A 22,367-nucleotide genomic window follows, 5' to 3' on the forward strand; every position below is an offset into this window, starting at 1 on the left:
AAGTCGCGGGTTTCCTCCGGCGACGAAATCCACTCTGATCCACCTGCAATTATTTGTCTAATGCATTCTCAATATGTAGATTATTCGAGTGACGCATATCGAACGCGTGGACCTGAACCTGCTGGCCCCGCTGGCCGCACTCCTGGAGGAGCGGCACGTGTCGCGCGCCGCCGAGGTCGCGGGAATGAGCCAGCCCGCGATGAGCCGGGCCCTGCAACGACTGCGGGACACCCTCGGCGACGAACTGCTGGTCCGCACCCCGGGCGGATACCGGCTGACGCCCCGAGCCGAACGTGTCCAGCGGCAACTGCGAGCGGTGCTGCCGCGACTCGAGCGCCTGTTCGCCCCCGAGGAGTTCGATCCCGCCCAGGCCGCCGAGACGTTCCGGGTCGCCGGGACCGATTACAGCCTGGTCTTCGCCCCCACCCTCTTCCAGCGTTTCTTCCGCGAATCACCGCGCTCCACACTGCATTTCCGCACCTGGCACGACGCCATCTACGACGACCTCGACCGCGGCGTCGTCGATCTCGTCTTCGTCGCCAGATCCGGACCGACCCCCACCCTGCACACCGAACACCTCTTCGACGACCGGTTCGCCTGCGTCATGTCCGCCGACCATCCGCTCGCCGAACGCCCCGAGATCACCCTGGAGGAATACCTGGACGCCACCCACGTGGTGGTCGGCACCACCGGCGAACACCAGACCGCGATCGACCGGCGACTCGAGGAGTTCGGCACCCGCCGCCGCGCCGGACTCACCGTCCCCTACCACTCCCTGGCCGCCCTCTCGGTCCTGGGCAACCACCTGATTCTCACCCTGCCCACCCGGCTGCTCACCGAGCAACCCACCGACCCGCGAATCCGAATCCTGCCCGCGCCCAAGGAAATCCGCCCACTGCACTACCAGATGGCCTGGCACCCCCGCCTCGACGGCGATATCGCGCAACGCTGGCTCCGGAACATCACCCGCACCGTCACCGCCGACTTACCGGAGCCAACCGACGTCTAGCTTTTCGCCGTTGCGGCAAGCGCGGGGTCCGAGCGATCGCATATCCGAATTGCCGCCAGCACAGCGGTGAATCCCAGCGTGATCAGACCGATGATGAACGCCGAGGCATAGATATCGGCGATGACGAATACACGTCCGCCCACGCTGACGCGCCCGGGAGGAGGATCCGAGAAATAGCCGAACAATGGCAGCACCGGTAACACCCACACCAGACACGCGAGTAGGTCGAGCGGCCGACCGGCAGTCGCTGTCCGAGTATCGGTATCTCGCCGCAACAGCACGAATATCTGGAATATGATCCAGCCGACCAGCAACCACCCGAAGAAATTACTGATCGGCACCCCGAAGAACGCCCCGGGCGTCGTGTACCTGTACCGCACCTCCACCGTCGAATATATCGAATCGACGGTGAGATCCCATCCGGCGAGAACAATGGTGGCGACCACCGGAATCGCGAACCGACCATTCCCTCCCTTCCGGGACGAAATTCCCCGCACGATAGCCGACGCGAGCGTTATCGCGAGCCAGCCGTTCCCGACATACGCGATCGGCACGATCAGCGGAACATCGAACAACCGAGGTCCGGCGGTGAAGTGTTGATAAAACCCGAACGGAACCCCGTACGCGACACTGGTCACCTCGGCAACGAAAGCCACGACATAACCGACGAGACAAAATCCGAGAAAACTCCGCCACCCCGCAGTCAGCAATCCGTGAATCACCGCGAACAGCAATGTCACCCCAGGCAGCGCCCCGAACGCGGATTCCGTCCCGATACCGAGCGCACCGCCGAGCGCGACGCACAACCCGGCCACCGCGACCACCCACGCCGGAGCCTGCTGCCATATCCGAAGATCCCGAGTGTCCGCCACCCGCGTCATCGTCCCACCCCGACCGACGACCCGGACCTCGAAACCCAACACCGATACATGTGTCCAGACTACCGACCGACCATCATTACACTCCGCCCGGATCGTCCCATACGAACGGATTCGGCCGCCCGGCCCACGACCCATTCATCACCACGCGCCGCATCAGGCCTCGGGGATTTCCCTGCCGTAGGTCTCCCGGGTGATGTCGACCGGGTCCGGCCCCCCGCGCACACCGGTGTCGAGCGCATCGATCGCCGCCAGCTCCGCGGCGGTCAGCTCGAAATCGAAGATGTCGAAGTTCTCCGCGATCCGGGCGGGACGCACCGACTTCGGGATCGCCTGCCGGTGCTGTTGCAGATGCCAGCGCAGCATCACCTGCGCGGGCGACTTACCGTGCGCCGCAGCGATTTTCACGATCACCGGATCCTCCAGCGTGGAGCCGTGCGGCCCGCCGCGATAGAAGGTGATCCCGCCGATCGGCGACCACGCCTGATCGAGGATCCCGTGCTCACCGTCGACCGCGAGCAGCTCCGACTGACGGAAATACGGATGCACCTCGATCTGGTTGACCGCGGGCACCACCTCGGTCGCCGCGAGCAGCCGAGTGATGTGCTCGGGCATGAAATTCGAGACGCCGATCGCCCGCACCCGACCATCGGCGTACAGCTTCTCCAACGCCTGGTACGCCCCGATGGTGCGCTCGAACTCCCCGGGCAGCGCCTGATGCAGGATCAGCAGATCGATCTGCTCGACGCCGAGCTTCCCGGCACTCTTGTCGAAACCGTGCAGAGTCTCCTCGTACCCGAAATCGGTGATCCAGATCTTCGTCTCGAGAAACACCTCCTCGCGACCGAGCCCACTGCGGCGCACCGCCTCGCCGACCTCGCGCTCGTTGCCGTACGCCGCAGCGGTATCGATATGCCGATATCCGGTCGCCAAAGCCGCCTCCACGGCCGCGACAGTCTCGTCCGGAGCCGTCTGGAAAACGCCGAACCCGAGGGCAGGCATGGTCACGCCGTTGTTCAGGGTGAGATTCGGAGTAGTCATACCTCGACCTTAAAACGTCCGTGACATGCGAGGGAGGCACTGCGATTACCTGGATACCCGTGACTCTGGGTAGCAGGCCGGTGCCACACCTCTGCCGGCATCACTCGTATTCGGTGCCGCCGTCGCGAAGCAGGTAGGCGGGCGAGACCAGCTTGCCGATGGCACGGCCGCCGAGTATCTCGGAGTACCGCTCGGTGGCCGGGCGGACCACCAGGCCCTCGCGGATGTTCGCCGCTGTACCGGTGATCGTCTCGGTGCCGTCCGCATGCCGCAACAGCACATCGATGTCGTACGGTCCCTCGAACAGCACCGGTACCCGCGGTACGTTCAGGCCGAGTTCGCCCAGGGCCGAGTCGATTTCGGCGCGGCCGAGCCAGCGCCGGGGTTCCTCGCCGGTCTCGACGGCGATGTCGAACAGCGCGTAGCCGAGGGTGTCGTCCTGCCTCGCGCTCGCCCCGTAGTGCAGGTCCTGCACACCGTCGCCGTACACCTCGCCGAAGAGCGCGACCCGGTCCACGTTCAGCGCCACGGCCAGCTTCCGCCCGGCATCCGCGAGCGCGAAACGGGTCACCGCCCGCCAGTACAGATTACCCTCGGCCTCGGTCAGCGACAGCGACTGCGCACCGATTCCCTTGGACGACACCAGAACTCGATCGCCATCACGCAGATAGGTCACCAGGCATGCGGTGCCGTGGATCTTCTCCGTCGCCACCACCGGCTCACCCGGGGTGAAGATGTCCGGGTACCGCGCGATGTTCTCGATATCGATCCAGCGCAGCAGATCCGGCGCGGATTCCATCTGACCGGACATCGAAAGCGGCACCGGCGGAACCCATTTCGTGATGCCGAGCAATTCGGCGAAATCGGTGCCCGCGGCCGCGGCCTGTGCCAGATCCACATCGCGAAGCTGTTCCGGACGGCAGACGATGCCCTGCGAGACCTCGCCGCGCAGCCGCACCGTCTTCACCCGATTCCGTTCGCGCCCAGCCAATTTCCCGGTCAGCCCGAGTTCCTCGACCAGCGCCGCGGGCATGATCGCCTGCTCCGGGATGTACACCGCGTAGTCGCCGGTGGCGAACTGCCCCTTGGCCACCACCGCGCGATACAACCCGACCTGCGCCAACTCCAGCCGATCCGCATTCGAATGCGGGTGCACGACAAGCTGTTCGGAAGTAACTCGAAGCGTGGACATACCGACCCCTTTCTCGACCAGCCGAGCGTAGAAGCCGGTACCCCACGCCGTCGAGCGAATTCCTCCGGGTCGCACCGGGATCGGCCCGGCCGAGGGCGTGCCACCGGTCCCGGACGGTTACATCCACTACGTCCGGGTCGCGGGGCCGTGCGGAGGTCAGGGGCGGAATCGTTCTCGCAGTGGGCGATCGGTGGGGGTGGTGGGGTAGATGCCGCGGGCGGTGAGGCGGGGGACGACCTCGTCGATGAACTCGCGGATGGCTGTCGAGCCGGTGGCGAACATGAGGTTGAAGCCGCCGACGTTGCCGTCCTCGTGCCAGGCGGCGAAGTCCTCGACGAGGTCGTCGTAGGTGCCGACGAATTTGCGGTGTGTCGCACCGCCGCGGCCGACGGCCTGGGCGACGACCTCGCGCACGGTTACGCCCGGGCGTTCCTGAATCCAGTCGTAGAGTCCGACGTAGTTGCCGAAGGTGCTCTTGATCGTCGCCTCGACGTCGGCCGGGCGGGGTAGCAGCTCGGTGGGGAAGGGTTCGGTGAGGTCACCGAGGGGGACGTCGATGCCGAACTGTCCCAACGCCATCGGCGCGAGCGGTGCCCAATCGACGTGACTGTCCAGCTCCCGCAATTTCTCCTCGGCCTCCTTCGCGGTCCGGCCCAGGTAGGGAATGAGACCGGGGATGGCCGGGACCGAGCCGGGTGCGCGGCCCTGCGCGATGAGCGCTTTGTCCAGTGCCGCACGGTAATCCGCCGCGCCCGCGCGAGTGGAGGAGTTGGTGAACACCATCTCGGCATGTTTCGCCGCGACCTCGATGCCGGGACCGGATCCCCCGGCCTGCGCGATCAGCGGCCGTTGCTGGCGGCTGGGCGCGATATTGAGCGGGCCGGAAACCTGAAAATGGTTGCCCCGGTGATCGATCGGTTCGGCGTGGAAGCGCAGGTGGCCGTCGGCGTCCCGACGCATCTCCCGGTTGTCCCACAGCGCGCGCAGCACCTCGAGGAACTCGTCGGCACGCGCATAACGCGCCGCCCGATCCAGATGCTGTCGCAGGCTGTAGTTCAGCGCGAACCGATCGACCACCGAGGTGACCGCGTTGTATCCGGCGCGGCCGTCGGACACCTGGTCCAGCGAGGCCAGCAGCCGGGCCAGGTTGTACGGGTCGTAGAAGGTCGTCGACGCCGTCGCGATCAGACCCACGTGCTCGGTGTGCTGCGAGATCGCGGTCAGCGCGGTGATCGGCTCGGCCGGACCGCCATCGAATGCCGGAGACCCCTGCATCCCGGGAATGTCGCCGACGAACAGGGCGGTGAACAACCCTTCGTCACCGAACGCGCCGTATTCGAGCAGCCGCTCGAAGGCACTGCGTTCGGGAACCCCTTGCGCCCGTTCGTATTCGCGGGCTCCCTGATGCAGGTTGAGATCGTTGGCCACCAGGTTCAGATGCAGATGGCGTTGCGTTGTCATGGGCGACTCCTGTCGTGGTGTCCCCAGAGTAGAAGTACACGCAATGCCCCGGAAGTGTGCGATTCACTCCCAGGGCGAATCGGTGGGTCGGGTTCAAGTTTTCAGCGGCACGCTGATCCCGCTCCGGGTTCGAGGTGAAGCCTCCGCGAAGCCGTGTCGACCAGACGCGGACCGGCACTTGAACACCATGTCCCCTGCCTATGGGATGTTCGTCACGCGAACCCGCCCGGCGCGCGATGCCGTCCGCGCCGCTCTCCGATATCCCGGACCGCTGGTCACAGCGGTCGCGCGCGATGCAAGCCGCTCCGATTCGATCCGCGTCGCCGACCGTTCGATCCCGCTGCGCGGCTTCGGGTTCGAGTCGCGCGCCGACCCGGCCGACATTACGGTACTGACCGGTATCCGGATGTTTCGGTCACCGAGGATGTCGGGTCTGCTGTTCGCTGCCGGAGTGGATGACGTTGGAGATGGTGGGTGCCTCATGGTGGGTGATTGGGCGACGTTCGAGTCGATGTCCGAGCTGGTGGATTCCTTCCATTCGCACCCGGGCAGGATCGTCTTTCCGGCCGAGGGGACGGCGGTCCCCTATCGCGACATACCGGCGTCGGCGTACGGCGTGGCTCACCGCCTGATCGCGGCGGGTGTCCGGCCCGGCGAAACCGTAGGAGTGTTGGCGCCCAACAGTTCCGGGTTCGTAGCGGGATTCTTCGGGGCCGTGGTCGCGGGCGCGGCGGCGTGCGTGCTGCCGGTGCGGTTGACCGGCAACGACCCGATGGCCCAGTTCGGCCCGATGATCGCCGCGGCCCGCATGCGACATGTCCTCGTGGCCGGCGCGTTCGGGCAGTTCGGCGCGGAGTTGGCGAGCCGCTGCGATGTCACGGTGATCCGGGTGGAGGAGTGCGCCCTGTCGGCCGATCCCCCCGCCGTCGCCCCGGCGCGACCCTCCGATACCGCTGTGCTGCAATTCAGTTCGGGCTCGACGGCCGCCCCGAAGGGAGTTCTGATATCCCATCGCGCGGCCCTGAGCGCGACGGCCGGGTCGGCGGTCCGCGCCGGGGTCACCGCGGAGGATCGAATTCTGTTGTGGGCACCGCTGTTTCACGATCTCGGGCTGTTCGGTCTGCTCACCGCGATGGCCGCGGGCGCCGAGGCCCATCTGATGCCGACGGTCCAGTTCATCCGGGACACCGCCGGTGCGCTGCGGTACCTCGCCGATATCCGCGGAACCGGCCTGACCGGCTCCAACTTCGCCTTCGACCGGATGATCACCGCGGCGGGCGGCGACGCGCTGGGCGGGTCGGACCTGAGCCGGTGGCGGTTCGCGGTGAACGGCGGCGAACGCGTGACCGCGACCACGCTGCACCGGTTCCCGAAAGCGTTGGCGCCGTGGGGAGTTCGCCCGGGCGTGATGATCCCCGGCTACGCCCTGGCCGAGGCCACCTTCTCGGTCACCGGAAACATCCCGGGAAATGTAACCAGAACTGTTGCGGCGCAACTGGATTCCCTCACCAGCGGAGAACGCGCCGAGATCCGCGCGGAGGCCGAGCCGCGGTCCGGTGCGACGACCCTGGTATCGCTCGGCGCGGCGACCGACCGCATGGAGATCCGCCTGACCGGCCCGTCCGGGGCGGCCGTCGCCGATGGTTACTGCGGAGAGGTCGAAATCCGCGGCCCCGCGCTGATGACCGGATACCTCGACGATCCCGCCGCGACGGCCGCGGCCTTCCACGACGGCTGGCTGCGCACCGGCGACATCGGATTCCTCAGCGAGCGAGAGCTTTTCGTGTGCGGGCGGATCAAGGACATGATCATCCTCTCCGGTCGCAACCTGTACGCCGAGGATCTCGAGGCGGTGGCCGGACAGGTGCCCGGCGTGTACCGGCGGCACTGCGTTGCGCTGGTCGATCCCGCCGCCGAACAGGCCGTCCTGGTCGTGGAGAGCGACGAACCGGACGGCCCCGCGGTCGCGCAGCTGGTCCGCACCGCGGTCGCGCAGGCCTGCGGTCTGCCCGACGTGGCGGTCCACGTCGTCGGCAAGGGACAGCTACCGCGCACGACCAGCGGCAAATGGCGGCGCTCGGCGACGCGCGAGCTTCTCGGCCGGATATCCACCCCGGACCACCGGGGATGAGCGGAAAGCGATGATATGAGCACACTGTCCGAATCCGAAGCGCTGGACCTCGTCCGGCAGAAACTCGTCATCGTGCTGATGATCCAGCCCGAACTCGTGGAGCCGGAAACGCTGCTGCTGAGTCTGCCGGGGGCCGATTCACTGCGCCTGGTGCACGCGGTCACTCTGCTCGAAAACACAACGGGCGCTTCCCTTCTGGAGAACGAGGCGATGCTGCGGGTGCGCACCGTCGCCGATCTGGCCCGGCTGATAGCGGGAGAGCGGAAGTGAGTTCGGCGGAGTCCGCGGTCGAGACGCTGCCGGTGTGGGCGAGCGCCGACGACGCCGATCGAACCCTGGCGCTGCTGCGTGAGCGGGCCGCGGTCTGCCGGGTGCGACTGCCCGACGGGCCGGAGATCTGGCTGGTCACCCGCCATGCCGAGGCCAAGCGGGCGCTGAATCATCCCGAGCTGATCAAGGATCCCCGCAGGTCACCGAACCCCGCGGGTATCTTCGGCGGCCGCCGCTACCCCGACGACGCGACGGTGGTGTTCGGGCGGCACGTCCTCAATACCGACGGACCGGATCATCAGCGGTTGCGCGCCGCCTACCGCCCGTTCCTGTCCGCGCAGGCGGTCAAGGGGTATCGGCGGATCGTCGAATCCGTCACCGCCGACTGCCTCGACCGCATGTCCGGCGGTCCCGCAGCGGATCTCATGGCGCAGTTCGCCGAACCGATTCCCGCCCACGTGACCGCGCATCTGCTCGGCGTGCCCGCCGAGGAGGTCTCCACGATCAACGCGCTGGCCACCGACTTCGCCAGCGGCCGCCCGTCCACCACACTCGCCGCGACGATCGGGGCGCTGATGGACAGTGCCCTGGATCAGATCGACCACAAGCGCGCACACCCCGACGACCGGCTCATCAGCCATCTGATCCAGCTGCACCAGCGCGGGGAGTGGACGCTGCAGGAGGTCGCCGCGACGATCGTGACGACCATCATCGGCGGCATGAACACCACCGCGACCCTGCTCGGCGCGGGCGCCGCGACGATCGCCGATCAGCCTGCGCTGCAACGGATGCTGGACGACGAACGCGAATGCGCCGCCCTCGTCGACGAGTTGCTCCGGTACCGCCCGCCCACCCTGCACACCACCTGGCGCTTCGCCGTGGGTCCCGTCGAACTCGGCGAGGCGAACATCGAGCCGGGCGATCTGGTGCTGATCAGCCTGCCCGCGGTCAACCGGGACGAGCGCGTGTTCGACCGCCCCGACAGCCTGCTGTTCGACGAGAACGCCACCCGTGGAACGCATCTCGCGTTCGGTTACGGCGCGCACTACTGTGTCGGCGCGGCGCTGGCACGGTTGGAGGCGGCCGTCGCGCTGCCCGCCCTGTTCCGCCGCTTCCCGCGGCTGTCCCTGGCGGCCGAACCGGCGGAACTGGCCTGGAACATCGGCGTGATCGCCTGGAATCCGGTCTCGGTGCCGGTGCGACTGGAGCAAGTATGAAAGTCGATGGTATTTCGATCATTTCGACCGCGTGCGTGCTGCCGGAGACCCTGTCGACCGCCGCGGACGCGGTAACCGAGGGCCAACTCGACGTGCGGGACCTGCCGATCTGTTCGGCCCGAGCCGTCACCGTCACCACGGAACCCTCCTGGGAACTGGGTCTGCGGGCCTGCGAGGAGACGCTGAAGGATGCCGCACTCGACCCGGCCGAGCTGAATCTGTTCGCGTACACCGAAGTTCACTTCTCCGAGCTGTCGCCGTGGTCCTCGCCGCATCACATCGCCCGCCGCCTGGGCGCGGACCATGCGGTCGCGCTCGGCATCACCCAGATGTCCAACGGCGGAGCCGCCGCGATACAGCACTGCGTCACCGGCCTGGCCACCGAGCAGCGCACCCGATACGCACTGGCCGCGTCGGCGAGCGATTTCACCGGATTGCCTTTTCCCCGTTGGGCTTCCGCGCCCGCGATGGCCTACGGCGACGGCGCGGCGGCCGCGCTGCTGGGGCGGGGTACCGGCGCCTTCCGGGTAGCGGCGCTGGTCACCGCGGGCAATCCTCGCCTCGAGGAGACCTTCCCGCCGGATCATCCGTTCCGCCTCACCACGAATCGCCGCACCCCGGCGATCGGCTTCGCCGACAACGCCTTCGCCGTCCGCAAGACCATCGCGACCGTCGTCCGGGAGGCACTCGCCGATGCCGGTCTGGCCGAGGACGACCCGCGTATCCTCGCCGTCTATCCGCCCCGGCTCGGCACCCTCGTCACCCGCCAATCCGTCACGCCCGCCCTGCCCGAGCCGCTGCGAGCCCATGTGCGGCTGCTCGGTGACGACACCGGACATCTCGGCGCGGGCGATATGCTCGCCAATCTCGTCGACGCCGAATCCAATCCGACGCTGCCCACCGGTGCCATCGCACTGCTGATCACCACCGGCATCGGATTCACCGCCACGTGCCTGGTCGTCGAGAAGACGGTGTGATGGGCCGGGCCTGACGTGCTCGGGGCGTCGACCGGGCCGACGCCGCGTCCGCTGTCCGCCGCGCCCGTTGTCCACCGAATCCGCCGCCCGCCACATCCGTTGCCTGCCACATCCGTTGCCCGCCGAATCGGCTGCCCGCCACATCCGTTGCCCGCCGAATCGGCTGCCCGCCGAATCCGTTGTCCACCGAATCCCCTGCCCACCACATCCGTTGTCCACCGAATCCGTTGCCCGCCGAATCGGCTGCCCGCCACATCCGTTGCCCGCCGAATAGGCTGCCCGCCGAATCCGTTGTCCACCGAATCCCCTGCCCACCACATCCGTTGTCCACCGAATCCGTTGCCCACCACATCCGCTGCCCGCCAGATCCGTTGGCCGCCGCGGACGGACGGTGCTGTGGGCCGGACACCGAACCACTCCAATCCTCAGCGAGTCGGTTGCCGCGACCGCGCCGCGAGGCCGTCGGCGATGCCGATCAGGATCTGGTCCAGTTGCTCGGCGCTGCGCACGGCCGACTCGTCGGTGGCGACGCTCATCAGGTAGCCGCTGATGAAGTTCAAGGTCGCGAACGTCAGATCCGAGACGACGTCCGGATCCACCGCTTCGCCCGGCGGCAGCGACTGCACCACGATCTCCCGGTGCAACTCGGCATGGATCTCCGAGTTGCGATGAAAGACCTCCGCCAGCGGGGACCGGCGCTCGGCCTGCAACATCAACGCGAGCCGCGCCCTGGTCCGGGGCAGGCCGTCGCCCGTCACCGCCCGGGTGATGGCCACCGCCAGCCGGGAGACCGGCGGCGGGTCCGGGTCGCCGGTTCCGGGACCGGCGACCGCGCGCAGATCCGCCATGTCCAGTTCGGCCAATCGCTCGGCGAGCCCCAGCAGCAGCGCCTCCCGAGTGCGGAAATAGAACGACGTCGTCCCCTTGGGGACTCCCGCCCGCAGGTCGACCTTGGGGTGGCTCAGCCCCTTCGGGCCCTCCTGTGCCAGCAATTGAATGGCCGCATCGCAGAGTTCGCGGCGGCGACTGGCGGCGTCTGGTTTCCTCCGCATGATCGCCGCCAGTCTAATCGGCCACCGACCTCACCGGTTGTGCCACGGTGACCGGCGGGTTCAGCTCTCCGCCCGAGCGCGCGCGGCGGTGATCGGTTCGGCCAGCCGCTGCGTATCGCAGATCCGCTGTAGTTCCGCCAGCGTCTCGTCCAGTCCGGAACCCAGCCGCGGCCCCGGGGCGAACGTCGCGGGCAGATGCTTCATCCCCTGGATGACGCCGATGGTGTCGTAGTGCACCGCGCGGTCCGGGTCGCAACGATAGTCCGGCATCCGATCGAACACCGCCTGCAACATCCGCTTGAACACCATGCGCGCCATATTCGATCCGATGCAGCGGTGCACGCCGAGGCCGAAACTGTAGTGCCGGTTACCGCGCCGCTCCAGATCGATCTCGTCCGGATTGTCGAACGCCTGCGGATCGCGGTTGGCCATGGCCCACGAAAGCCACAGTCGCTCACCTTCTTTGAACTGCTTGCCGCCCACTTCGCAGTCCTCGGCGAAGGTGCGGCCGTCACCGGGCGCGGGGGTGAAGTACCGCAGGAACTCCTCGGTCGCCGCGTCGAGCATGAGTTCGCGCTCGCGACTGAGCAATTCGCGCTGCTCCGGATTCTCCGAGAGCCACTCGAGCGCGTGCGCGGTGAGCGCGGTGGTGGTGTCGAAGCCGCCGCCGATGATCAGGGCCAGCATGCCCAGCGCATCGCCGTCCGCGATCGGCTCGCCGACCACGATCGCCCGGGCCACCGCGTCGATCATGCCCGGCCGCGGATTCGCTTTGATCTCCACGTAATTGGCCATCAGATCCACGCGCATGGCCTCGCGCATCTTGTTCACACGGGCCTGATCGGGCGAGTTCGGCGGGGTGTAGACCGAGGCGTGCGCGGGCTCGTTGTAGATGTTCCAGTGCGCGATCGGGATGCCCATCATCGCCAGCGTGAGCACCGCGGGCACGATATTGGCCAGATCGTCGACGAAATCGATGCTGCCGGTCTCGATCCGCTCGTCGATCGCGGCGCGAATCACCTCGTCCACGAACGGAATCCAGCGCTGCACCGCCGCCGGGGACAGATACGGATTCAGCGCGCCGCGCAGATCCTTCTGCTCGGGCGGATCCATCTCCAGAATGCCCGAGCGGACCATCCCCGGCACGTCCGGCGACGGGATGGAGATGCCCTTGTACCCGCGCCGAACCTGTTGCGGGTCATGATCATTGGACACGAACGGGCAGCGGGCCAGCTCGAACACCTCCCGGTTCCCCGCGGCGACCCAGTGCCCGCCGTAGGTGTCCGACCAGGCGACCGGGCACTCGCTCTGCATCTCGGCGGTGATCTCGCCGAATCGCCCGCGATACTGCGGCAGGTGCCGATCGAATCGATATTCCGGCTGACGGTGTGCGATGTTCTCGACAGTCATTGTCCGCCCGCCCTATTCGACGACGGAGATGGCGCGCTCAGGGCACGAGTGCACGGCTTCCCGCGCGTTCTCACCCTGATCAGCGGGAACGTCCGCACCGATCGCCGACGAATGCCCGTCGAAATCGCTGAGCGTGAAGACCTTCGGCGCGATCATCGCGCACAGGGTATGCCCCTGGCAGCGTTCGGCGTCCACTTGAACTCTCACAATCGATTCCCTTCATCGGGTTCGAGTCGGCGTTGGGACCCAACACATTCCGCGATAACTCTAAAGTCTTAGAGATAGCGAGCGCAAGACGATTCGAACGGTGACGTGTCGAAGCGCTCCCCACACCGGCGAACGGTCAGCGCCAACTCTCCACACTCAGTTCGACTTCGGCACCGGATTCGGCGAGCGAGATGTCGAATCCGCCGTACATCCCCGGCACCGACATCCACGCCGACCTCAGGACCGCAGAGTCCGCAGACCGGTACGAATTTCGTCCACCAGGATCTCGGGTTGTTCCAGGGCCGCGAAGTGTCCCCCCTCGGCGGCCTCGCCGTAGTGGATCAGATTGGTGTAGGTGTCTTCGATCCAGCTGCGCGGCAGGCGGGGAATGTCCTTCGGGAAGACGGTCACCGCGACCGGGAGCGTCAGTTTCGGGCCCGCCATGCTCGCCGAGCGGTTCTCCCAGTAGATGCGGGCCGAGGACGCCGCGCTGTTGGTGAACCAGTAGAGGGAGATCGTGTCGAGCATGTCGTCGACGGCGATGGCGTCCTCGGCCAGGCCCTGATTGTCGGTCTTGGACTGGAACTTCTCGTAGATCCAGGCCGCCTGACCTGCGGGAGAGTCCGCCAGGGCGAATCCGACGGTTTCGGGTTTCGTGCCTTGGAGGTGGTTCGAACCGCCGAGTTCGCCGGTATAGCGGGCGAGGGTCTCCACTGCGTAGCGCTGGTCGGGCGACAGGGTGTCGGGTATCTGCGCGGGAAAGGCGTACTGGGTGTTCAGGTGGATTCCGAGCAGCCCCTCGGGTTGCACTGCGCCGAGGGCGGTGGTGACGACTGCACCCCAATCACCGCCCTGCGCAACCCATCTCAGGTAGCCGAGCCGCTTCATCAGCTCCGCCCACGCGCTCGCGATGCGAGAGACGGTCCACCCGGTTTCCGTGGGTTTCCGAGAGAACCCGAACCCAGGGAGCGACGGAATGACGACGTCGAAGGAATCAGCGGTGTCTCCCCCGAACGCGACCGGATCGGTCAGCGGGCCGATCAGCTTCAGGAACTCGAGGATCGAGCCCGGCCATCCGTGCGTGAGCAGCAGCGGCATCGCGTCCGGATGCTTGGACCTGACGTGGATGAAGTGGATGTCCAGCCCGTCGATCTCGGTCAGGAACTGCGGGAAACGATTGAGTTCGGACTCCAGCCGCCGCCAGTCGTAGCCGCGCTCCCAGTAGTCGACCAGCGATCGGGCGTTCGCCACGCGCACCCCCTGCGACCAGTCGCTCACCGTTTCCGGATCCGGCCATCGCGTTCCGGCCAGCCGTCGCCGCACGTCGTCGATCTCCGAATCCGAGATCGAGACGGTGAACGGGCGGACGAGGGTGGAGGTCGATGCGGTCATTGCCATCTCCTGGGCGTCGAAGCGCAACCCTCCGTTGCACACTGGCGTGCAATCTATTTCATTGCACACCAGTGTGCAACAATGACGGCGTGCCCACCGAGTCCCCCCGCACGCGCGCGATGAACGAGACCCGCGACCGCATCCTCGACGTCGCCCTCGACGTGCTGGGCGCGAACCCCGACGCCGGAATGGGCGAAATCGCCTCCGCCGCAAGCGTTGTCCGCCGCACGGTCTACGGCCATTTTCCCTCCCGCCTCGACCTGATCCGCACCCTCACCGAACGCGCCGTCACCGAGATGACGGCCGTACTCACCGAACTCGCCGCCACCGACGCGGCGGCCGATGCGATGTGGGCCGAATTCATCGCACACGTCTGGCCCGTGACCCATCGGTACCGAGTACTGCTGGCACTGCGCCGCGGCGAGTACGGCGCGGCGATCCACAGCCTGCTCGGCCCGGTCGATGAACTCCTCGCCGAGCTCGTGCGACGCGGCCAGGACAGCGACGTATTCGCCCGGCACCTACCGGCGGACATCCTGAGCCAGATCGCCTACGGCGTCGTCTTCACCATCGCGGACAACGACCCGTCCGGCCCCCGGGCCGCGACGATCACCAGCCTGCTGATGCTGGGCGTCCCCGAGACACGCGCGATCACTCTCGCAGCCGGCCACCCCGAAGATCTCCGCGCACCCGCGACCTGACCAGGACACCAGATACCCTCGCGGACAAAGGTTCTCACGGAGTCTTGAGCGTCCCGCCGTCGATGATCCAGTTGGAGCCGACCGCGCTGGGCATCCTCGGCGACGCGAGCAGAACCACGGCGCGGGCGATCTCGGCCGGTTCGATCAACGTGCCGGTCACCATTCCCGACTGCGCGGGCATGGCGGCGATCAACGTGTCGTGATCCACGCCCATGCTTGCCGCCAACCTGCCGACGTAGCCATCCGCGCCCACGACCATCGGGGTTCGCACGGAGCCGGGTGAGACGACATTGACCCGGACCCCCGATTCCGCGACCTTCTCCGCCAACCCACGAGAGAAGGCATTGAGTCCGGCTTTCGCCGCGGCGTAGGACAGCGGGACGCCACGCGGGTCGCGGGCGCCGGCCGAGCTGGTATTGACGACCGCCCCCCGCGACCGCATCAACGCGGGCATCGCGGCACGCGTCGCCTCCACGGCGGCCAGGAGGTTCAGCCCGAGCGCATGATCCCAGGCCCCGGGCGAGCCGCCGAAGGGATCGAGGAGGTCGGCGTCGGACGCTTCGCCGCCGCCGACGTTGTTGACGAGCACATCGAGCCGCGGATCGGCCGCGAGCACCTGCTCGACCAGCTGCCGCGGTCCGCCGGGTGTGCTCAGGTCGGCGGACACGAACCTCGCGCCGGTGGCCTCGAGCTCGGGCGTGGATTTCCGGGACACCGCGACGACTTCGGCCCCCTCGGCGAGGAATGCCTCGGCGATCGCCAATCCGATGCCGGTGCTCGCCCCGGTCACGAGGACGCGCTTGCCCGCAATATCCAGATCCATGATATTCTCCTCTGTCTGAGTTGTCGCCATAAGTGCAACATACAAGTCTTATTTAAATCAATAGGTGATCCGCTGACGCTCCGAATGTAAGCTGATCCGGAACACTGGAGGTGATATGAGCGCAGACGTCGAGCCGCGGCGCGTGCGGGCGGACGCGCAGCGCAGCACGGCTCGGATCCTGGAGGCGGCCGAGGAGGCCCTGGCCGCCGACCCGAACGCGACGTTGGAACGGATCGCCGACGTGGCAGGGCTCGCGCGCGCCACCGTGCACCGCCGGTTCTCGTCCCGAAAGGCGCTGCTCGAGGCGCTGACCGAGCTGTTGCACGAGCGCTACCTGCACGCGATCGAGCAGGCGCGGGTGGCGACGGCGCCGCCCGTCGCGGCCCTGCACCGGCTGACCGAGCTGCTATTCGAGCTCAAGGTCAGCAACCGGGTGGCCATGGAACTCACCGCCGACCCGCAGACCGAGATGACCCCGCCGAACGATGACGTCGTCGCCGGACTCGACCTGCTGTTCACCCGGTTACGCGACGCCGGCGAGATCACCGCCACCGATACGGCGTGGTGCCGGGGTATCTACCTGGCGGTAGTGCACGAAGTCGCCCGGCTGCCCGTCGAGTCACCGGATCTGCCGTCCGCGGCGGAAGGCACGCTCGGAGAAGCGGGCGCGCGAGCCGACCTGACCTTCAAGACCGTCCTGGCCGCCCTCGGCGGACGTCCGCAGTAGACGGACGAGGTATACAGAGGTCACCGATCGCGCCGACCGAAAGTCACGGGGTTCCCCGGGTAAACACAAACCCCAGCCCCGATAACTCCCCCGACAGCTCGTCAAAGCCCATAACCGCCAACGATTTTCGCCGCTCGGACCGGAAACCGAGGACTCACACTGCAATCCTCGGCCGGATCCGTCTCACCGAGTGTCCAAAGTCCCTATCCCCCACCACTTTTCGGGATGCACAGTCTTATGTTCACCCGACATCCACCCCGGCTCCCACCACGCTCATCTCACCCGTCACGGCGCACGGCACCGACCACGGCGTCGGCTTCTAGATGCGTCGTGACGGCAACGCCATCGCGCTCGACGTCACCGGCGGCACCCTGCGCCTGGACGACAGCACGGTCACGATCGTCGCGGCCGACGGCTCACCGGTCGCCGCACTCCTCCTCCACCTGAACATGGGCGACCGCACCACCGACCTCGGCACCCACGTCGACCGAACCCACCTGGTAGCACGGGTATCCGCCGAGGACATCGGCCACTGGGAACTCACCTCGCCGCGCCAGCGCAGCATCAGCGCGGGCATCGCACTCGGCGCCCTCGGCGGCATAGCCACCGGCATCTTCATCGCCGTCGTACTCGGCGTCCTGTCCGGCGGCGTACTCATCCCCCTCGCCTTCCCGATCGGCATCGCCGCAGTCGCAGCCGGCATCATCGGCGGCATGATCATCGGCGGCATATCCGGCGCCTCGATCCCCAACTCCGACGTCCCCGACCAGTGGCAATACCAACAGGAATGCCACTACATCGGCAACTACGACTACGAGTACTGCTACTGACCCACATCGAAGAGCCGTCCCCGAAACACCCACCGGGACGGCTCTTTCCATCGACACCGCCACCACGACAGTATCGTCGGCCCCATGAAGCGCGCGCTCATACTGGGAGGGACCGGTGTCATCGGAATCGCCGTCGCTCGACACCTGTTGTCCGCAGGCTGGACAGTCGACATCGTAGGGCGAGAAGCAGGCAGACTGCCGAGCGAGATCGCCTCTGCCGGAGGACGATTCGTCGCCGCCGATCGACACGACCCGGCACAGCTCACAGCGGTCTACGGACACGGCGCGGACCTACTGATCGACTGCGTCTGCTACACCGCCGAACACGCCCGGCAACTACTGCCGTTCGCACGAGATGCCACGGCAACGGTCATGATCTCCAGCAAAGCGGTCTATCAGGACGAAGCGGGACGACATCCGAATTCCACGGAGCCACCGCGTTTCCCAGGCCCCATACCGGAAACCTGGCCGACCCTCGCACCCGGAAACGGCGACTACACCACCCGAGCAGGCTACGGAGCGAACAAGGTTGCCGCCGAACACGTTCTACTCGACAGCGGCTACCCAGTGACCGTCGTGCGGCCGTCGAAGGCACACGGCCCCCACGCCCGCCGCCCCCGCGAGTGGTACTTCGTGAAACGCGCCCTGGACCGACGCCCGGCAATCCTGCTGGCCGGACACGGACTCGGCGTGGACCACCCAACCGCCGCCGCGAACACCGCCGCATTGATCGAAACCATTGCCGCCCAACCAGGCTGCCGCATCCTCAACAGCGCCGACCCCGACGCACCGACCGGCCGCGAAATCGCCCACATCATCGCCGATCATCTCGCCCATACTTGGGACCAGGTACTCCTCGACAACCACCCCGACCCCATCCTCGGCCATCACCCCTGGGACTCCCGACCACCGATCACGCTGGACACCACTGCATCCACCACCCTCGGCTACAAGCCGATCGGCAACTACTCGACAACAGTCACCACCGAAATCGACTGGCTCGTCTCGACCGCCCACCAGGCTCCCGACGGACTCTGGACCCTACCCACAACCGACACCTTCTTCACCCATTCCTTCGACTACCGAACCGAGGACACCTACCTCCAAACCGATAACCCTTGTCCCCATTGACAATCCGCCACCGATTGCCCTTCATTCTCTGGATCGCTCGACCCGCAATCGAATTCGGGACCCGCGCGACGATCAGAGCCGCGAACTCACGAGTTCGCCACCTTCAGATGGCCACGCAGGCGATGGAGGTCGAATTCGTTGTCCTCGCGCAGTGCGGTGGCGAAGGCGCGTAGTTCGCGTAGTGCCGCGCCGACGGGGGCGAGGCCGAGGAAGTCCTTGGTTACCGGTGGACCCCACTGGGACAGGCCGGAGGCTGTCATCGGAGCCCAGCCGGGTTCGAGGGTGTTGTCGAACAGGTCGCCGTCGGTGAAGTGTTCGACCATGAAGCCGTCGGGGTCACGCCAGTAGTCGAAGATCTGGCTGCCCTGGATATGGCGGCCGATTCCCCAGGACCGCCGAAACCCGTTCTCCCGCAAGTATTCTCCTCCTGCCGCCAGCGCATCCAGATCACTGACCTGGTAGGCGGAATGCACGTACTTGTCCGCCGGGCCGAGCATCAACGCCAGGGTGTGATGATCGGTGGGCGTGCCGCCGAGGTCGCAGCGGATGAAACTCATCACCGGGCCGCGCTCACGCCGACCGCCGTGGTAGAGGAAGTCGCTGACGATCAGGCCCAGATGCTCGAGATACCAATCCAGCGTCTGCCGATAGCGGGTGGTCTGCACCACCACATGTCCGAGCCGCTGCACCCGCGCGGGGGCTCGCGGGGGCCGCTGCACCGCACCGACCCGCGCGACATCGTGCCAGGTGTTGATCGTAAGTGGTTGTTGCGCAGGCAATTCCGCCAGCACACCGACATCCGCGACGACCCGGACACGCAGACCGTTCGGATCGCGCAGATCGACCGCGTACCCGGAAAGAGTTTCCGGCAGCGGAGCCGGTGAACTCCCGCCCACCTCGGCCAGTCGCAGCAGATCCGCCGAATCCGCAGCGCGAAATGCCGGACCGATGAACCGCGACCGCACACCTCGGCGGATCAGCACACACGGCGAGCCCGGATCGGTTCCCCGCAAATGCAACTCGGCCTCGGTCCGCAACGCGGTCGTGAAACCGAATGCGCGCGCGAATATTTCGGCGTCGTCGAGGTCGGGCTTCTCGAACTCCAGCCACGCCAGGTCGCGCACCTTCACCACCGGGTTGCGCGCCCGGCCGGGATGTTCACCCGGCAGCGCGCCCGCTTCGCTGTGCAGATCTGAGTGCACATCGTGATGGCCGTTCATCGATTGTCCCCTTCCGCCTCACTCCCCACAGATTGAACAGTAGTGTTCAATCTGAGTCAATAGTGTTCATCACGGTATTATCGGGCTACGAGAGGAACGTTCACCCCAGACCGGCGAGGAGATTCGGGTGACCCCGACGGAGGCCAGGATCAACGCGGCGGCGATGCGACTGTTCGCCAGCCGCGGCGGTCCCGACGTGACGATGAGTGAGCTGGCCGAGGAGGCCCAGGTCGCCCGCGGAACCCTCTATCGGAACATCGAATCGGTCGAGAAGCTCTATTCCAGCCTCATCGACAGCATCACCACCGAGATCCACGCGGGCATCGCCGCCACGCTCGACAACACCGGCGCGGACGACCCCGCACTGCGGCTAGCAACCGGAATACGACTGTTCACCCGCCTGCCGCACGACAATCCCCCGCTCGGCAGGTTCGTGGTCCGGTTCGGCCTCACCGAGGAATCGCTGCACACCGTCCTGGCCGGACCACCCATGCGCGACATCGACACCGGGATCGCCACGGGCCGCTACACCGTGCCCGCCACGATGGCGTTGAGCATCGCATCACTGGTCGTCGGCAGCACGGTCAGCGCGATGGGTTCGGTGCTCGAAGGGCGTCAGACCTGGCGCGACGCCGGTTCGAGCATCGCCGAACTGATTCTGCGAGCGCTGGGCATCGCGCCGGAGGAAGCCCGGCGGATCGCCACCGCGCACCTGCCTCGCCCCGCGGCTGAACCCCGCGCTTCCCGCTGAGCAGAAACGCCACTCGGCGCCAGACCCCCGCCCGGGTATTTTCCCAACGAAAGTCCAAGCAGCCCATCGCCGAACGGAAGCGCTTCATGCCCATCCAGAGTCTGAACCACGCCGTCCTGTTCGTCTCCGACCTGGAGCGCTCGACCGCGTTCTACTGCGACGTCCTCGGATTCCGCCCGATCGGCCGAATTCCGGGAGGGGTGTTCCTGCAAGCGGCCGGGTCGGCCAACGACCACGACCTCGGGCTGTTCCAGGGCCCCGAGCAGACCTCCCGGCACGATACCGGCCGAGTAGGGCTGTACCACCTGGCATGGGAGGTCGACACCCTCCGAGAGCTGGCACGGATCGGTGACGCACTGCGGACCGCCGGAGCACTGACCGGCGCCTCGAACCACGCCGTCACCAAATCCCTGTACGGAGCCGATCCCGACGGTCTCGAATTCGAAGTGTGCTGGCTCGTGCCGGACTCGGCGATCGCGACAGAGCTGGCGAACATGACGACCCCCACCACACCACTGGACCTCACCGCCGAGGCCGACCGATACGGCCTGGACACCCCCGGCGGCCCCCGCACGAATCACAAAGTCCCGCAACACTTTACCGCGAACCGAACCGACCACTAGCCGACCTACGTCGACGCCGGCAGACGTCGCGATGGATCCGTCGTACGCCCTCAGCACGCGGGCATCAGCGATCCGCCTTGCACCCTGCCGCCGATCTCGAACACAGGTCGATGTCGCGTTTTTGCAATCGCACACGGCATCGATATTGCAGGCTGCTTGCTGACAGTAATTCTGCTGCGGAGAGGAAACCCCATGGCGATCGCCACGTTGAAAATGCTCACTCTGGACAGCGCCGACGCCCGGCGAGACGCGGAATTCTGGGCAGCAGCGCTCGGCTGGAAGATCGCACACGCACAGGACGAATACGCCATGCTCACCGGCCCGGACCACGCACTCGGCTTCGGCACGATCCCCGACTACCAGCCACCGACCTGGCCGAACGAGAACGGCACCAAACAGTTCCACCTGGACCTGGCAGTCGAAGACCTCGACATCGCCAGCAAACAACTGGTCGAAATCGGCGCCACAGTACCGGATTTCCAACCCGGCGAGACCTGGCGCGTCCTACTCGACCCCAGCGGCCACCCCTTCTGCCTCACCCTCACCACCAACTGGGGCTAGCCAACCCGCGCGCCGCGATCACCATGCTCGACGGGGAAACCGGGGCTGCTCCGCTGCGGCCTCGACCCCAGCATGCGCCGATCCGATGGCGGACTCCGTTGCCGAACCACCGAATTCCGCGGCTGGGAGCATATGCAGAATGACCCCCACCGCCCGCCTGTTCGCCGTCACCATCGACTGCCCGAACCCCACCCGACTCGCCCAGTTCTATCAGGTGTTTCTCGGCGGGCAATTGCGCTCGGGCAGTCCGGATTTCGTCGTACTCACCAGCGACCACGGTGTCCGCCTCGACTTTCAACGCGTCGCCAACCATCAGCCACCGCCATGGCCCGACCCCTCCGCACCGCGCCGACTCCACCTCGACTTCGAGGTCGACGACCTCGCACCGACCGAACAGCACCTGATCCACCACGGTGCCACGCTCGCATCCCAGCAACCCGGCGGTCAGCGTTTCCGTGTCCTCGTCGACCCCGCCGGGCACCCGTTCTGCATCGCCACCGCGGCTGCGGCAGGAACACCGAGCGAAGGACCCTCCCGACCTGTCCGCAGAGTGCCCGCTGCGGGATGAGAATCATTGCGGCAGAACGCTATCCGACATCGACTCTTGCCGCGGAGTCGTCCACGAACTCTTCGAAACTCCGATCCATGCGGGAACATTCTGCCAGCGCTCCCATGAAGCATCGACCGGTTTCCCGGTACGCGGTACCGTGCGGTCGGTCTGTTCGGGCAGCGCTATCGACCGCCCCTTCGCATCCCGACCGCG

The 22,367-nt window shown here is 66.8% G+C and carries 23 protein-coding genes; 13 read left to right on the forward strand and 10 right to left on the reverse strand.

Annotated features, from left to right (window positions below; all coding sequences use genetic code 11):
• Window positions 1-88 precede the first annotated feature (88 nt).
• On the forward strand, window positions 89-1,009 hold the full coding sequence (locus NRB20_RS23545; RefSeq protein ID WP_319945307.1) for a LysR family transcriptional regulator: 921 nt from the start codon (window positions 89-91) through the stop codon (window positions 1,007-1,009).
• Here the strand turns inward: NRB20_RS23545 and NRB20_RS23550 are convergent.
• From NRB20_RS23550 to NRB20_RS23565, 4 genes are all read right to left on the reverse strand, one after another.
• Complete coding sequence (locus NRB20_RS23550; RefSeq protein WP_194289975.1) at window positions 1,006-1,890, reverse strand: carotenoid biosynthesis protein; 885 nt, start codon at window positions 1,888-1,890, stop codon at window positions 1,006-1,008. The genes NRB20_RS23545 and NRB20_RS23550 overlap by 4 nt on opposite strands.
• Before the next feature lie 153 nt (window positions 1,891-2,043).
• Window positions 2,044-2,928 carry an aldo/keto reductase gene (locus NRB20_RS23555; protein WP_153412581.1) on the reverse strand — a complete coding sequence of 295 codons (885 nt, stop codon included), beginning with the start codon at window positions 2,926-2,928 and terminating at the stop codon, window positions 2,044-2,046.
• A gap of 100 nt (window positions 2,929-3,028) precedes the next feature.
• Window positions 3,029-4,120: an RNA ligase (ATP) gene (locus tag NRB20_RS23560; RefSeq protein ID WP_153412582.1), complete on the reverse strand. Its 1,092-nt coding sequence runs from the start codon at window positions 4,118-4,120 to the stop codon at window positions 3,029-3,031.
• 156 nt (window positions 4,121-4,276) lie between these two features.
• On the reverse strand, window positions 4,277-5,581 hold the full coding sequence (locus tag NRB20_RS23565; RefSeq protein WP_153412585.1) for an NtaA/DmoA family FMN-dependent monooxygenase: 1,305 nt from the start codon (window positions 5,579-5,581) through the stop codon (window positions 4,277-4,279).
• 481 nt (window positions 5,582-6,062) lie between these two features.
• Here NRB20_RS23565 and NRB20_RS23570 point away from each other — a divergent pair, with 481 nt between their 5' ends.
• Genes NRB20_RS23570 through NRB20_RS23585 form a run of 4 tightly spaced genes read left to right on the forward strand, consistent with a single transcriptional unit; the run spans window position 6,063 to window position 10,176 of the window.
• Window positions 6,063-7,712: an AMP-binding protein gene (locus NRB20_RS23570; RefSeq protein WP_194289976.1), complete on the forward strand. Its 1,650-nt coding sequence runs from the start codon at window positions 6,063-6,065 to the stop codon at window positions 7,710-7,712.
• 15 nt (window positions 7,713-7,727) lie between these two features.
• A complete protein-coding gene (locus NRB20_RS23575; RefSeq protein ID WP_153412588.1) occupies window positions 7,728-7,982 on the forward strand; it encodes an acyl carrier protein in 255 nt (84 codons plus the stop codon).
• A complete protein-coding gene (locus NRB20_RS39355) occupies window positions 7,979-9,199 on the forward strand; it encodes a cytochrome P450 (protein ID WP_153412590.1) in 1,221 nt (406 codons plus the stop codon). Before NRB20_RS23575 ends, NRB20_RS39355 begins: the two co-directional genes overlap by 4 nt.
• Complete coding sequence (locus tag NRB20_RS23585; RefSeq protein WP_153412592.1) at window positions 9,196-10,176, forward strand: beta-ketoacyl-[acyl-carrier-protein] synthase family protein; 981 nt, start codon at window positions 9,196-9,198, stop codon at window positions 10,174-10,176. Before NRB20_RS39355 ends, NRB20_RS23585 begins: the two co-directional genes overlap by 4 nt.
• Before the next feature lie 425 nt (window positions 10,177-10,601).
• Here NRB20_RS23585 and NRB20_RS23590 read toward each other — a convergent pair whose 3' ends face one another.
• The 4 genes from NRB20_RS23590 to NRB20_RS23605 all read right to left on the reverse strand — a co-directional run bounded on the left by NRB20_RS23590 (window position 10,602) and on the right by NRB20_RS23605 (window position 14,237).
• Entirely contained in the window at window positions 10,602-11,228 is a 627-nt protein-coding gene (locus NRB20_RS23590; RefSeq protein WP_153412594.1) for a TetR/AcrR family transcriptional regulator, read from the reverse strand.
• Between the two features lie 60 nt (window positions 11,229-11,288).
• On the reverse strand, window positions 11,289-12,638 hold the full coding sequence (locus NRB20_RS23595) for a cytochrome P450 (RefSeq protein ID WP_153412596.1): 1,350 nt from the start codon (window positions 12,636-12,638) through the stop codon (window positions 11,289-11,291).
• Window positions 12,639-12,650: 12 nt separating this feature from the next.
• The gene (locus NRB20_RS23600) at window positions 12,651-12,845 is read right to left on the reverse strand and encodes a ferredoxin (RefSeq protein WP_319945308.1); all 195 of its coding nucleotides are present in this window, start codon (window positions 12,843-12,845) and stop codon (window positions 12,651-12,653) included.
• A gap of 237 nt (window positions 12,846-13,082) precedes the next feature.
• The gene (locus tag NRB20_RS23605; RefSeq protein ID WP_153412598.1) at window positions 13,083-14,237 is read right to left on the reverse strand and encodes an epoxide hydrolase family protein; all 1,155 of its coding nucleotides are present in this window, start codon (window positions 14,235-14,237) and stop codon (window positions 13,083-13,085) included.
• A gap of 89 nt (window positions 14,238-14,326) precedes the next feature.
• Between NRB20_RS23605 and NRB20_RS23610 the strand changes: the two genes are divergently transcribed.
• Entirely contained in the window at window positions 14,327-14,938 is a 612-nt protein-coding gene (locus tag NRB20_RS23610; protein WP_319945309.1) for a TetR/AcrR family transcriptional regulator, read from the forward strand.
• 34 nt (window positions 14,939-14,972) lie between these two features.
• Here NRB20_RS23610 and NRB20_RS23615 read toward each other — a convergent pair whose 3' ends face one another.
• Window positions 14,973-15,761 carry an SDR family oxidoreductase gene (locus NRB20_RS23615; protein WP_153412600.1) on the reverse strand — a complete coding sequence of 263 codons (789 nt, stop codon included), beginning with the start codon at window positions 15,759-15,761 and terminating at the stop codon, window positions 14,973-14,975.
• Window positions 15,762-15,876: 115 nt separating this feature from the next.
• Between NRB20_RS23615 and NRB20_RS23620 the strand changes: the two genes are divergently transcribed.
• The 3 genes from NRB20_RS23620 to NRB20_RS23630 all read left to right on the forward strand — a co-directional run bounded on the left by NRB20_RS23620 (window position 15,877) and on the right by NRB20_RS23630 (window position 18,449).
• Window positions 15,877-16,488: a TetR family transcriptional regulator gene (locus NRB20_RS23620; protein WP_153412602.1), complete on the forward strand. Its 612-nt coding sequence runs from the start codon at window positions 15,877-15,879 to the stop codon at window positions 16,486-16,488.
• A gap of 323 nt (window positions 16,489-16,811) precedes the next feature.
• Window positions 16,812-17,318: a hypothetical protein gene (locus NRB20_RS23625; RefSeq protein WP_153412604.1), complete on the forward strand. Its 507-nt coding sequence runs from the start codon at window positions 16,812-16,814 to the stop codon at window positions 17,316-17,318.
• Between the two features lie 84 nt (window positions 17,319-17,402).
• On the forward strand, window positions 17,403-18,449 hold the full coding sequence (locus NRB20_RS23630; RefSeq protein WP_153412606.1) for an NAD-dependent epimerase/dehydratase family protein: 1,047 nt from the start codon (window positions 17,403-17,405) through the stop codon (window positions 18,447-18,449).
• An 86-nt stretch (window positions 18,450-18,535) separates the two neighbouring features.
• Here the strand turns inward: NRB20_RS23630 and NRB20_RS23635 are convergent, their stop codons facing one another.
• Window positions 18,536-19,669: a VOC family protein gene (locus tag NRB20_RS23635; protein ID WP_153412608.1), complete on the reverse strand. Its 1,134-nt coding sequence runs from the start codon at window positions 19,667-19,669 to the stop codon at window positions 18,536-18,538.
• 127 nt (window positions 19,670-19,796) lie between these two features.
• On the opposite strand from NRB20_RS23635, the gene NRB20_RS23640 reads away from it, so the two are divergent.
• From NRB20_RS23640 to NRB20_RS23655, 4 genes are all read left to right on the forward strand, one after another.
• A complete protein-coding gene (locus tag NRB20_RS23640; RefSeq protein WP_153412610.1) occupies window positions 19,797-20,420 on the forward strand; it encodes a TetR/AcrR family transcriptional regulator in 624 nt (207 codons plus the stop codon).
• An 86-nt stretch (window positions 20,421-20,506) separates the two neighbouring features.
• Entirely contained in the window at window positions 20,507-21,043 is a 537-nt protein-coding gene (locus NRB20_RS23645; RefSeq protein WP_153412612.1) for a VOC family protein, read from the forward strand.
• Window positions 21,044-21,235: 192 nt separating this feature from the next.
• Window positions 21,236-21,604 (forward strand): VOC family protein, encoded by a 369-nt coding sequence (locus NRB20_RS23650; RefSeq protein WP_153412614.1) that lies wholly within the window; start codon window positions 21,236-21,238, stop codon window positions 21,602-21,604.
• A 139-nt stretch (window positions 21,605-21,743) separates the two neighbouring features.
• The gene (locus NRB20_RS23655; RefSeq protein WP_153412616.1) at window positions 21,744-22,172 is read left to right on the forward strand and encodes a VOC family protein; all 429 of its coding nucleotides are present in this window, start codon (window positions 21,744-21,746) and stop codon (window positions 22,170-22,172) included.
• Window positions 22,173-22,367 lie beyond the last annotated feature (195 nt).

Origin of the sequence: Nocardia macrotermitis, assembly GCF_009604405.1 — a bacterium.
GTDB lineage: Bacteria > Actinomycetota > Actinomycetes > Mycobacteriales > Mycobacteriaceae > Nocardia > Nocardia macrotermitis.